Annotated in this window: 12 protein-coding genes; 3 read left to right on the forward strand and 9 right to left on the reverse strand. The window is 57.8% G+C overall.

The window, feature by feature from the left end; genetic code table 11:
• Positions 1–22 precede the first annotated feature (22 nt).
• On the reverse strand, positions 23–922 hold the full coding sequence (locus CHC01_RS13420; protein ID WP_089264814.1) for a dihydrodipicolinate synthase family protein: 900 nt from the start codon (positions 920–922) through the stop codon (positions 23–25).
• 234 nt (positions 923–1156) lie between these two features.
• Here CHC01_RS13420 and CHC01_RS13425 point away from each other — a divergent pair, with 234 nt between their 5' ends.
• From CHC01_RS13425 to CHC01_RS13435, 3 genes are all read left to right on the forward strand, one after another.
• Positions 1157–1942: an SDR family NAD(P)-dependent oxidoreductase gene (locus CHC01_RS13425; RefSeq protein ID WP_089264815.1), complete on the forward strand. Its 786-nt coding sequence runs from the start codon at positions 1157–1159 to the stop codon at positions 1940–1942.
• Positions 1943–1962: 20 nt separating this feature from the next.
• On the forward strand, positions 1963–2724 hold the full coding sequence (locus CHC01_RS13430) for an SDR family NAD(P)-dependent oxidoreductase (RefSeq protein WP_089264816.1): 762 nt from the start codon (positions 1963–1965) through the stop codon (positions 2722–2724).
• Between the two features lie 83 nt (positions 2725–2807).
• Positions 2808–3677: a LysR family transcriptional regulator gene (locus CHC01_RS13435; protein ID WP_089264817.1), complete on the forward strand. Its 870-nt coding sequence runs from the start codon at positions 2808–2810 to the stop codon at positions 3675–3677.
• A gap of 210 nt (positions 3678–3887) precedes the next feature.
• Here CHC01_RS13435 and CHC01_RS13440 read toward each other — a convergent pair whose 3' ends face one another.
• From CHC01_RS13440 to CHC01_RS13480, 8 genes are all read right to left on the reverse strand, one after another.
• Positions 3888–4130, reverse strand: coding sequence for a DUF4403 family protein (locus tag CHC01_RS13440; protein WP_089264818.1), 243 nt, complete (start codon positions 4128–4130; stop codon positions 3888–3890).
• A gap of 829 nt (positions 4131–4959) precedes the next feature.
• Positions 4960–5427 carry an SRPBCC family protein gene (locus CHC01_RS13450; protein WP_089264820.1) on the reverse strand — a complete coding sequence of 156 codons (468 nt, stop codon included), beginning with the start codon at positions 5425–5427 and terminating at the stop codon, positions 4960–4962.
• A gap of 120 nt (positions 5428–5547) precedes the next feature.
• Positions 5548–6747 (reverse strand): ABC transporter substrate-binding protein, encoded by a 1200-nt coding sequence (locus tag CHC01_RS13455; RefSeq protein ID WP_089264821.1) that lies wholly within the window; start codon positions 6745–6747, stop codon positions 5548–5550.
• A gap of 30 nt (positions 6748–6777) precedes the next feature.
• Positions 6778–7761 (reverse strand): zinc-dependent alcohol dehydrogenase family protein, encoded by a 984-nt coding sequence (locus tag CHC01_RS13460; RefSeq protein ID WP_089264822.1) that lies wholly within the window; start codon positions 7759–7761, stop codon positions 6778–6780.
• A 14-nt stretch (positions 7762–7775) separates the two neighbouring features.
• Positions 7776–8744 (reverse strand): polysaccharide deacetylase family protein, encoded by a 969-nt coding sequence (locus tag CHC01_RS13465; RefSeq protein ID WP_089264823.1) that lies wholly within the window; start codon positions 8742–8744, stop codon positions 7776–7778.
• 73 nt (positions 8745–8817) lie between these two features.
• Positions 8818–11292 carry a xanthine dehydrogenase family protein molybdopterin-binding subunit gene (locus CHC01_RS13470; RefSeq protein WP_089264824.1) on the reverse strand — a complete coding sequence of 825 codons (2475 nt, stop codon included), beginning with the start codon at positions 11290–11292 and terminating at the stop codon, positions 8818–8820.
• Complete coding sequence (locus CHC01_RS13475; protein ID WP_141137099.1) at positions 11289–11771, reverse strand: (2Fe-2S)-binding protein; 483 nt, start codon at positions 11769–11771, stop codon at positions 11289–11291. The genes CHC01_RS13470 and CHC01_RS13475 overlap by 4 nt, the downstream gene beginning before the upstream one ends.
• On the reverse strand, positions 11768–12646 hold the full coding sequence (locus tag CHC01_RS13480) for an FAD binding domain-containing protein (RefSeq protein ID WP_089264825.1): 879 nt from the start codon (positions 12644–12646) through the stop codon (positions 11768–11770). The genes CHC01_RS13475 and CHC01_RS13480 overlap by 4 nt, the downstream gene beginning before the upstream one ends.
• Between the last annotated feature and the right edge of the window lie 8 nt (positions 12647–12654).

The raw sequence follows: 12654 nt of genomic DNA on the forward strand, positions 1-12654 counted from the left end.
CCGCGCGGATGCAGCTGGATCGCTAGGCGACATTGCGTCCACTGGCGATTGGCATCGATCGGAGCGCCTCGATTATCTCCAAGCGCGCCTGTGGCGAGACTGGACCCTGCGGGGGGATCGGGTCTCCCACGTCGTACCCTTGCGACTCCAGAGCCGCTTTCACGCAGGCAGCCAAGTTATACCTTGCGAAGACCTCGTTGAATCTCCACACGCCTTTCTGAAGAACCGCCGCTTCATCCCATTTGCCGCGCGAACACAGATCGTAGAGCGCAACTAGCTGTCGCGGTATCACGCAGCCCGGTCCAGCAAACCATCCCTTCCCTCCAAGCATTAGGACACTTAGTGCAATATGGGAGGACGCAGCGAAAACATTTAGAGTGGAACCACATCTGTTTATGATCGATAACAAGCGACCAGTATTCGTGGACGCATCTTTCAGACCGATGATATTTGCGTGCTTGCCCAAACGCTCGATAGCATCGATCGAGAGCTCAAACCTTTGGAAATTTGGATTCGTGTAAATGATCACCGGGACAGTGACTGCATCGGCTATGGAGAGAAAATAGCGCTCTGCCTCCTGCTCCGTTAGGGGGAAATATGCTTCGAGTACAGCGACAATTCCTGAAGCCCCAGCCTCCTCGTAGCGCTTTGCCTTATCAATGGCGTCTGCGACAGATGTACTTGCTACACCTGGAACCACCGGCACTTGACGGTTTGCGGCATCGACAACAGTCTCCACCACTCTCATTCGCTGTCGGTCGTTCAAATAGGCGACTTCGCCGGTGCTACCCAATGGGGTCAATCCATGAACCCCAGCCTTAACGAGATCCTCACAGAGTGACTTCAGAACCCCCGAACGGATCATGCCTGCAGCGTCAATCGGTGTCACAACATATGGAAAGATGCCGGCGAACTCAGTCATACGTTTCTCCTAGCGAGCATGCCGCGTCTGCGACTTAGTCTCCTTTTAGACGCCTATAGCGTCAGCGATAACGCCGAAAAAGATCACGAATATTCATTAGTATTCACGCGGCGGTGCAGATTTGCGGCATGTCCGTAAAAGCAATGCCTTTCGTGAGCTTTTCAGTATTGTGTCCACCTGGGCGGGATGTTCTATGAATACGGTCAAGGTTTGCAACACGGTTAGGACGAGCTCATGTCGACGTTATTCGATCTTTCTGATCAGGTCGCCTTTATCACTGGGGCCGCCAAGGGCTTGGGCTTTGCAATGGCAGAGGTCGCGGCTGAGCATGGAGCAGTTGTTGTAATGGCTGACAACGACATGCCAAATCTAGCCAGGGCATCAGAAAGCCTCTCGGCGCGTAAATTGAGAGTGCACACTCGGCAACTTGACGTGACTGATCTAGATGCTTTGAAGCGCTCGATCGACGCTTCGGCTAAGGAATTTGGTCGCCTGGACATTCTCTTTGCGAATGCAGGCCTCTCCGCAGGACCGGGGCCATTGTCGGACGTCGGCGGCATGGACGATGTCGACCTCACCCAATGGAATGCTGTTCTGCATGCCAACTTGACAAGCACATTCGTCGCGATCAGGACTGCCGCGAACCACATGCGCCCGCGCAAACAAGGTCGAATTGTTGTCACCGCATCGATAGCTGGAATCCGCGCGGAGCCAATGTGCGGCTACGCCTACGCGGCGACAAAAGCAGGCATCATCAACCTTGTGCGACAATTCGTGATTGAGTTGTCGCCGGACAACATCATGATAAATGCCATTGCTCCCGGCCCGTTCAAGACGCACTTCGGAAGCGGCAGAATGCAACGAGATGACGTTGCCGTGGAATTTTCCGAAACGGTTCCGCTTGGACGCATCGGAACTCCGAACGAGATCAAAGGCGCGGCTTTGTTGCTGGCGTCGCCAGCTGCCAGCTTCATGACAGGCGCAATTATTGCGGTCGATGGCGGCGCCACTTCGCACTAGCGGGACACCGGAGCACATTGATGCCAGACAGTTTGAAAGGCAAAGTCGCCCTCATTACCGGCGCGGCGCAAGGTTTGGGAGCGTTGTTCGCCACGTCTCTCGCTGAAGTCGGCGTGGCGGTAATTCTTGGTGACGTGGCTCCCACAGACGACACGTGTGCTAAGATCTTGGCGAAAGGTGGATCAGCAGTGGGCACGCAGCTTGATGTAACAGACAGCGCATCGCTCCGCGCCGCGGTTGCCCTCGCCTCCGATCGTTTCGGAAGCTTGGATATCCTTGTGAACAATGCGGCAATCGCAGCGCAGATCGCATTCACGCGGATCACAGATCTCAGCACGGAAGATTGGGATCGTGTCATGACCGTCAACGCGCGCGGAACGTTCGAGGCAATTAAAGCGTCAGTGCCTATCATGAAAAGAAATGGCTACGGAAAAATCGTTAACCTTGCTTCAGGGACGGCAATCAAGGGATCGCCCGGCCTTCCCCATTATGTTGCCTCGAAGGGCGCAATCATCTCTCTCACGCGTGCGGCCGCCCGTGAGCTCGGCGCGGAGGGTATTCGAGTGAATGCTTTGGCACCCGGCTTGACGATGAGCGAGGGCTTTCGGGATCATCCGAGCTGGTCTGGCGACGCTTCTACGCTCAATATCGCCAGCCGATCGCTGAAGCGCGAAGCGCTGCCAGAGGACCTGGTCGGAGCTTTATTGTTCCTTTGTTCTCCCGCAAGCGACTTCATGACCGGGCAGACCGTTTGCGTGGATGGTGGCTCAGTTATGATTTAACACGGTGCTGGCGCGCCAGCGGCGCGTTGATATTGTAGCCGACGGCGACCAATATTGGTCGGTGTGATCGGAACAGAGGCACTATGGCGACCGAACTTGAGATCTTCGTTCTCGTTGCTGAAAGTGGTGGGTTCGCCAGTACGGCTCGCGTCCTTCGCCTGACACCGTCCGCGATCAGCCGTCGTATTGCGATATTGGAAGACCGAGTTGGGGTCCAATTGCTCTCCCGGACTACCCGCAAGGTTGAATTGACCACGGCCGGCGAAGTGTATTTTCAGAAAATCAAGCCGTTGCTGGCGGCCATTTCTGCTGCAACACGTAATTTAGAGCAATTCTCGCCGGTTCCGTCCGGGCAACTACGCATAGGCGCGCCCGCCGCGCTTCTCGAACGCCGTTTAGTCGCACTTGTTAGTCGGTACCTTGACGATTACCCTCAAATTCGCGTCGAGATGTTGCCGACTGAGATCGGCATCAACGGTGAAGAATTCGACTTCGTCATTCAATCATTGCCGTCGTCAGACAAAGGCAAAGTTTCCATTAAGCTCGCTGAAAATCCGTGGATAATTTGCGCAGCTCCTTCGTACCTGGAGGAGAATGGTATTCCCGAGCATCCGCTCGACCTTCAAAACCATCGCTGCCTTGCGATAACGACCCATCAACACTGGCAATTTCTAGTTGACGGACATGAGCTGGCTCTCGTTCCGCCAGCGCGCTTTCTCAGCTTCGGCGGTGCCGTTTACAAAGCGGCGATTGACGGCCTTGGAATCGCTCAACTCGCCGCCTTTTTGGTGAACGAGGACCTTCGGACCGGCAAGCTAATTCGCGTACTCGAGCAGTTCAAAAACTCGAGCGAGAGATATCTATATCTCATAGCCGATAAAGAGAAGTTGGATCTGGTCAAGCATTCTAGCTTTGCCGACTTCCTACAGCAGAGTTTTGAAGCTGGCTTCTAGGAACGGTGCTGCCCTCGGAAGTTCAAATTGGATATGTATTTGAGATGCATATTCTCCGCTTGTGCGCCGACTTTGCCGCGCTCAAAGTCCGTAACTGAGACGAAGGTCAGAGGCGGCGAGGAAGTCGATGCGGACTTGATCGGCGAGCAGGTTTACGCTCGAAACTCCTGCAGTTGACAACTGACCCTCGCTGCAAAAGCCATCGGCGAGCTATCGATTCATTTTCGCATTTACTGAGGCCATAATTACCTGCACCCTGTTCTGCACCGACAAGCGGATCTTTTGCTGCAATGCCTGCAGCAAGCCGGGATCGTTGGCGAGCGAGGTCAGGGCGTCGCCTGCGGCAGACTGGCTATCCGTCGTAACAGCGATGTTAGCGAGCAACAGCACCTGCGCGTTCGCGTCGATCTGCGGAGTCGCCGTGACATAGATTTTAAACGGTCTGTTCGGCATATTCAGACCAGCACGATCTGCCGGCAGATGGATAAACGCTCACTTCGGCCGTGTGGGCTCCGCTAGGCGGCAGCCGCGCAGCCAGCACATCCTGTACATTCATGATCGCAGTAGCCCGGCAGGTCGTCGAACAGCACCTGCTCCTCACCCAGCGCACGGATGCCGAGCAGCGGCATCAGGACGAACAGTCCGAACAGGCCCAAGCGCGATAAGGAGCGGCGCCGCCCCGACGATCAGCGTGACCGCGTAACCGTAGATGGGGTGACGCACGACGGCGTAGGGGCCAGTGGAAATCGCCGTCTGGCCGCGGACCTTCTGCACGCGCACTTCCGCCGAACGAAGCTGTTCTAGCGCATGATGCCGATCCAGCCGACGATCGTGCCGATGATCAAGGTGGCGCCGATCGCCTGCACTCAGAGCGGCGTGCCGGTTCAGTGAAACCGCTTAGGATATATCGAGACGGCATCAAAAACTTCGGCCAATTTGATTCTATGATCGATTTGCATGAGACCCTCGTGGCTGAGCAATGGCGCTTATTGACGAATGGCAATTTTGCGCCAGAGGCACAGATTCTTGGCTCACGCAGGCAATGCTTGCCCGACGGCAAACGGATCAACTTGTTTCTCATTACATCGTTGCTGCTTAGATTGCGGTGGGGCTCTATGGAATTTCTTACTTGATGCGGTTTTTGGGCAGCTGCGCACTTGGCGAGGAGCCATTAATAATGAGCAGCCTGCCGGGCTATCGCGCATACGCAGAGAAATTCAAGTATCGGTTCATTCCAAGCCTCTGGTGAACGGCCGCCCCTGCGCCAGGAGCGGTCGTCGTACTATGCGGTTGGGGGTCGTCGGTCTTCACTAACTGCTTTAGCGAAATTGTCGAAGAATTCGTCGGCAATTTTCTTGGCGGAGCCATTAATGAGGCGCTGACCGAGTTGGGCTATTTTTCCGCCAATCTGGGCCTCCACATCGTAGGTCAGGACCGTGCCGTCTCCGTCCTCCTGCAGGACAACCACAGCCCCGCCCTTGGCGAAGCCGGCGATGCCGCCCTCCCCCACGCCCGTTATGCGGTATCCATTGGGCGGATCGAGATCACTTAGGGCAACCCTCCCTTTGAAACGCGCTGATACGGGTCCGACTTTGATCTTTGCAGTCGCACGAAAGCCGCCGTCCTCCGTCTGCTCCAACTCTTCGCAACCGGGGATGCAAGCCTTAAGTACTGCCGGGTCGTTGAGCTTTGCCCATACCGCTTCTCGCCCTGCCCCTAAGCGAACCGAGCCGTTCATCGTCATTGCCATCAGTTTCTCCAGATTATTCGGTCTATAAATTGCGAGAGTTCGCCATGGCCGTCGATTGATCGTCACAACGGGCTGTGTCCAACTACCTCGACCACGATCGAGCGATGCAAGGTCTTCAGGCTACTTCTTCACGAGTGGGCATCTCGAAAGCGACAGCGGTTGGAAGGCTGTCTCGCCGGGTATCGTCGCCAGAAGTCTGTAATTGTCCCATCGGCCCTTAGACTCCGAAGGTTTTTTGACTTCGAATAAGTACATGTCGTGGATCAACCGGCCGTCTTCCCGGATATAGCCGCCCTTGACGAACATGTCGTCGATGCGGGTTTTCTTCATCTCTCCCATAACGGCAGCGGCTTCGGTGCTCTTCGCGGCCTTCACAGCTTTCAAATAGGTTAGGACGGACGAATAGATGGAGGCCTGTGCTGAGGTCGGCATGCGGTTTATTTTTGTTTGGAAACGCTTCGAGAAAGCGCGCGTTTCATCGTTCAAGTCCCAATAAAATCCTTCGGTCAAAATCAAACCTTGTGCCGTGTTCAACCCCAAAGTGTCGATATCGGTAATGAAAGCGAGAAGCGTCACAAGGCGCTGCTTTCCTGTAATGCCGAATTCCGCTGACTGCTTGATTGCGTTCACAGTATCGCTGCCTGCATTTGCCAGCCCGATTACCTTCGCGCCCGACGCCTGTGCTTGCAGCAGGAAGGAGGAGAAATCCGATGTGTTCAGCGGATGTCTCACGCTGCCGAGCACCCGTCCGCCCGTCGCCTTCACGACATTCGTCGTATCCTTTTCGAGATCGAGGCCGAACGCATAATCGGCCGTCAGGAAAAACCAGCTGTCAAATCCCTGCTTAACGGCGGCAAGACCAGTGCCGTTCGCCAGCGCGAACGTGTCGTAGTTATAGTGGACAGTGTAAGGACCACACGCCTCGTTCGTCAGCCTAGTCGCGCCCGGACCACTCAGCATGATAATTTTGCCGCGGGCCTTCGCGACTTCATTGGCCGCGAGTGCGGTAGCGGAGGCAGCGACGTCGATAAGCGCTTCGACGTTCTGATTGTCGATCCATTCACGTGCGATATTGCTGGCGAGATCGGCCTTGTTCAGATGGTCCGCCGACAGAATTTCGATTCTGCGGCCGAGCACTTCACCGCCGAAATCTTCGACCGCCATCTTCGCCGCATATACGCTGCCTTCACCCGTAATATCGGCATATGTCCCCGACATGTCGAGGATCGCACCGAGTTTCAGAGGTGCGGTGTTTTGCGCCCATGCCACCGGCGCGAAGAGTATTGCGGCGACCGCAGTCGCAAGTCGTAGCGTGTTCATGATGATGAATCCTTGGTGCTTTGCAACGCGTCAATGATCGCTGGGGGCGACCAGTATTTTTCCGCTATGAGCAGCCCGCTGGGCATGCGTCAGCGCGGCCTTGATGTCGTTGATCGGATAGACCCTTTCGATCACCGCATGGGATTGTCCGCGCATTATTCGCCGAGTGATGGCGTCGTAGATGGCGCCAATCTCCCCGGTCGACCGGCGGTCCAGGAAGCGGCCAAGCAGGAACCCTTCATAACGAAGGCCGCGATAGACCAAATCGGACGGCGGAATGACGATGCTTTCGCCAGACATTGACCCGTAGGTGCAGACCGTACCGCCGTCCATGACGCACGACGCAATGCGGTGGGTCGCTTCACCGGCTACGGCATCGATGCCGAGCTTGACCCGGGCGCCGCCGGTCGCTTCGGCGACCACCGTGTCCAGGCCGGGTTGATCGACGACACAGACATCCGCGCCGAGCGCTTTGAGCTCGTCGAAGACTTCCGGACGACGAACAACATTCACGGTTTTGACGCCCTTCTCGACTGCGAGAGCGACGATCAGCTTGCCGACGGCGGAGTTCGCCACGTTCTGGATGATCCAATCCCCCGGTCCCGTATCCACCAGATCGAGCAGCAACATCGCAGTCGGGGGATTGATCCGAATCATCGCTGCCTGGTGGATATCGATCTCCGCAGGAAGGACAATGACACGATCGCCCTTCACTTTTCTCCGCTGCGCCCAGTTCTCGCGATCGAGATTGATGACGAGATCGCCGGGACTGACTCGCGAGACCGAGGCCCCCACGGCTGCAACACGGCCGACGCATTCAGCGCCCGGTGTCGCGGGCAGCGGAGGCTTCAGCCGATAGTTTCCCTTGCAGAAGGAAATGTCAGCAGGATTGATCGGAAATGCCAGTACGTCGAAAACAACTTCATCCGAAGCTGGCTCCCCAACATCTGGCGCCTCGGCGCAGCGCGCGACCTGAGCGGGATCGCCGTAGCTATCGAGCAGGATCTTCTTCAATTGTGCGTCCCCAATCAGTACATCTTCGGAAAAAACACGCCTTCGGCCTCGTCCGAGATCGCCTTGAAGACCCGGTACATAAATTCAGGCGTGGCGAGCCCGGGCATCGGATGGATCTTTTCGATCTCGGTGATCGCGGCAGGCGGACAATCCTCGATTCCCACGGAGCGGAGATCCGCCCATTTCTGGATATGATTCAGGAAACGTGGCGTGATCAGTGGCACAGGCTGGCTGTTGAATGGATCCCGCATCGCCTCTTCAAGGCCGATGAACTCCACCCCCGCGCGCTCGAACTCCTCAAGGATCCGATCGATGCAGTCCGCTGCGAGGGGGGTGCCATGGATGAGCCAAATGTATGCTGGGTCCCGCCCGAACATGGTCCGGGCCGCTGCCGACTGGTGTCTCAGTTGGTTTACGGCTGTCTGGACGAACGTGTCGCGCAATCCACTCAGGGCCATCTGGTCTCCGGCCAGCACGGCGCGATAATGGGCACCGATGAATTCGGTGTCGTAGAACCAGACATTGATTGGCGCGGCCGTGTAGTTGTTCAACTTCAAATACGTCGCGACGGCATCAAACTTCTGCTGGGTGTTGCCCCAATTATCCATCGCGTAACGGAAGTATTTCACCGGCGAACAAGCCGACCATCGGTCTATGACGGCCTCGGTCCGCTCGATGTCTTCGACATAATGGTGCTCATCGAGCCAATTCAGGTTCGCGTGATAATGGGTATGGTTGGATATCCAGTGCCCCTCCTCTGCCCAGTGATCGAAGACGCGCAACAGAGCGGGGTCGTCGGTCGCGGGCGCGGTTCCGGAGAATGCATAAACGCCCTTGAGGCCGAAGCGCGCAAATGCTGACGTCAGTGATCTGGTGACCGACAACGGATTATAGCCTGTTGCCCAGGGTATCCCCTTCCAAAGCAACAAATCGTCGACCGTGACGGCCAGCTTCACTTTCCCGAGGGGAGAGATTGGGCGCATCGCAAGCGTTTCCTCGACTTCGCCTCGACGATCCACGGCCGTCAGGGTCGTTATTTAATTCGTCCGCCGTCGCCTATATCGCTGGTGGATACATCGCACCTGGCTCGTAGTACCGCGTGGTTGGCTTCGGCGACGGGGCGCTGACCCGTCCCCTCAACTCATGCAAGAACGAGGGAGTGACCGGTAATTCATCGACGAATATCCGTTCTTCGGAGAACGCGTCGTCGATGGCCGAGGCGATGGCGGGCATCGCTGCCAGTCTGCCGCCCTCCCCGCACCCCTTGATACCAAATTCTGTGAAGGGCGATGGCGTCTCCACGTGATCTACAACGATGTCCGGCACCTCGTGTGAGGTCGGCACCGCATAATCACCAAGGGTAGCCGTTACGAGCTGCCCTTGTTCGTCGTAGTGATACTTCTCGTAGAGTGCCGTCCCGATGCCCTGCGCGATGCCGCCCCGGATCTGGCCATCCACTGTTTTCGGATTGACGATCGTGCCAGCGTCATGGACGGCTACATAATGCAGGATCTCGGTCTTGTTGGTCGCCTCGTCGATCTCGACGACGACGACGTGGCAGGCATGGCCGACGATCGGATAGAAGACGCCGAGGTCCGAGCGATCCGCGTTCGGCATCGTGGTGTACGGGTGGTCGTATGTGTATTGCGCGACCAGCCCACTCCGGAAACTCTCATCGGCCGGAAATAGAAGTCGGAAGCTGTGCGCGGCCCGCGAGACCTCGGCGAATGAAAGACCCTTTGTCGGCTCATTTCGCGCGAAAATCCGCTCGTCGTAACATTCCAGCTCCTCGACCGCGACACCGGTGCGATGAGATGCATAACGGAACATCTTCGCCTTCAGCTCGCGGCACGCGCCTGCGATCGCGCCAGCCAACATGACGGTGTAGCGGCTGCCAACCGGCCCTTTCGAGATCAGTCCGTTATCTGTTGCAGCGTAGTTGATCGTGATGCGCTGCGGATCGATGGACAGGTTTTCCGCAACAAGCTGAGTAGCCATCGTCTCTGGATTGTTGCCCCAGTGCGGAGCGTAGAGCGTTACAATCGCGACACCGTCCGGATTAAGTTTAATCTGGACGCTTTCAGGGCTGCTGGACTGCGGCAGGATCGGATTCTTGTCGAGAAACCACAACTCGGTCACGCTGAGCACGCTGCGCTCGTTCACCGTCGAGATGCCTATCCCGATGCGCTTGCCGCGTTTACTGGCAGCAGCCTTCTTGGCGCGCCAGCGCGGAATATCCGCGAGGCTCAGCGCGCGGTCGAGGACCCGCGCGTAATCGCCACTGTCATAGATGTTGCCGTTCGGAATGCGATACGGAAACTGCTCTTTGGCAATGAAATTCTGACGCCGGAGCTCGATCGGATCCCGCCCGAGCCTCCGCGCCGCTTCATCGACTAACCGTTCGATGACGAAGTTTCCGACCTCGCCGCCGAAGCCGCGATACGGCGCCTGCTGCGTCTTGTTCGTGACGACCGCGGTCAGGTCGTATTCAAGGGCCTCTATCCGGTACGGACCGGTGGCCTGGGCCAGCGCGTTACCGTGCGAGCCCGTGTTCATCATGAAATAGGCCCCGTAGTCGTCGAGCACCTTGAGGCTGAGACCGGTGAACCTGCCGTCCTCATCGACCGCAAGCGCAGCGTCGTAGACGCGGTCCGACGCGTGCTGGTTCCCGTTGGCCATGTGTTCGAGGCGGTCTTCCAGATATTTCACGGGACGGCGGACCTTGCGTGCCAAGGCGGCGGCGATCAACGGCACGTGATATAGTGAGGACTTACCTCCGAAACTTCCACCCACGTCGCGGATGTGGAAGTTCATCTGGTACGGCTCGACACCAAGCGCGCGGGCCAGCCTTGCACCGATCACGCTCTGCTGAGACATATTGGAGTAGACGGTGAACTTGCGTTCCGCCGGATCGTATTCGACGACGGCGCCGCACGTTTCGATCGGCTGCGGCGACACACGGGGCCAGCGGAAGCGGCGGCGAATGACGTGTTTGGCATTCCCGAAGGTCTCGTCCACCGGTCCCCACTTATAGTGGCTCCGATGAACGACATTGCTGCCGAATTCCTCGTGAAGCACCGCGTCTCCGGTCGCGGAGACCGCCTGCTCGGGATCCACGACTGCCGGAAGCGCCTCGTAATCGACCTGGATCAGCGCCACCGCATCTTCGGCGATGTACCTGCTCTCGGCGACAACCGCGACAACCGGTTCACCGACGTGACGGACCTTGTCAATGGCGATGCAATGCTGAATGACGGGCGGATTGCTGAGCGTTGGCAGAGGACCGGTGGTTTCCGCCAATTCGCGGCCGGTGACAACCGCGAGTACCCCCGGCAGGCGGCGCGCTTCTTCAACATCGATCGACACGATATGCGCGTGGGCGTGCGGGCTCGCAAGAATGGCCACATGAGCCATCCTCGGCAGCGCAACGTCATCGACATATTTGCCGCGCCCCATCAAGAAGCGCGCGTCTTCCGGACGCTTGATGCTCTGGCCGATCCACCGAAAATTCCGTCCCGAAGGGCTATTCATGGCTGATCTCCTCCCGCAGCCCGGCCAGCGGCCTCTACTGCATCGATGATGGTCTCGTAACCGGTGCAGCGGCACAGATTTCCGGAAAGAGCTTCGCGGACTTGCTCGCGGCCAGGGGACCTGACGGCCCGCAACAATTCTGTCGCGGTCATCAGGAAGCCTGGCGTACAGAACCCGCACTGAAGACCATACGCATCACGAAACGCGTTCTGCAGCGGCGAAAGGGCATCGTCTTGTGCGAGACTTTCTACGGTCTCGATCACGCATCCGTCCGCCTGGACGGCGAAAGTCAGGCAAGAACGGACCGAGACACCGTCGAGCAGGACCGTGCATGCACCGCAGACGCCGTGCTCGCAACCGACATGTGTTCCGGTAAGTCCGAGATCACCCCGTATGAAATCCGAGAGAAGCAGCCTGGGTTCCACACTGTGGGTCATGGCCTCGCCGTTAACGGTGAGCTCAATGGTCTTTTTGGTCACGAGGCATCCTCCGACGAACGGTCCCGGGCATTTGTGAGCGCGCGCACGATCAGGGCCCGGGTCAAATCCTTGCGGTAGGTGGCGCTCACACTTGCGGTGGAATGAAACTCCACCTCCCTCACAACGGCTTCTGAGGCGGCGGCAATCTCTTCCGTCGATAGTCGTGTACCTTCGAGCTTCCGGTCCGCGCGCGCGATCCTGACGGGCTGGTCCGAGACCCCAGTCAGATATACAACCGCGTCGTCACACCTGCCGTTCGACATGCGGAGCTTGGCCGCGACGGCCGCCATCGCGAAGTCGCCCTTTCGCAGATTCATCTCTTCGAAAGCGCACCATTCTCCAGCGGTCCGCTTCGGTATCCTGATTTCGACAAGTAGCTCATCTGCCTCCAGCGCCGTCGTGAACACCCCCAGAAAGAAGTCGCGGGCTCGGACGGCCCGGCCTCCTCCATGGCTGCGCAGCACCATCGTGGCGTCCAAAGCGCACATGACCGCTGGCATTTCCGAGGCAGCGTCCGCATGCGCAAGGTTTCCGCCGATCGTGCCGCGGTTGCGGATGGTCGCGTGCGCAACATGTTCGTACGCCGCGGTAATCATCGGGGCGTGCTTCGCAATCACCTCGCTCGACTTGAGCGCAGCATGCCGGGTCATCGCGCCGACGACGAGCTCGTCGTCGCTCTCGCGGATATATGCTAGATCATGAAGTCGGTTGATGTCGATGATGATTGCAGGCCGAAGCACCCGGAAATTCATCATCGGCACGAGGCTTTGCCCCCCCGCAAGAAGCTTCGCATCGTCGTTGAGGTGGGCGCGCAAGGCCTGCAACGCCTCGTCCACGGTCGCTGGACGCACATATTCGAACGGAGCAGGTTTCATTTTTGCTT

The sequence above is a fragment of the Tardiphaga sp. OK246 genome (assembly GCF_900188215.1).
Taxonomy (GTDB): Bacteria; Pseudomonadota; Alphaproteobacteria; order Rhizobiales; family Xanthobacteraceae; genus Tardiphaga; species Tardiphaga robiniae.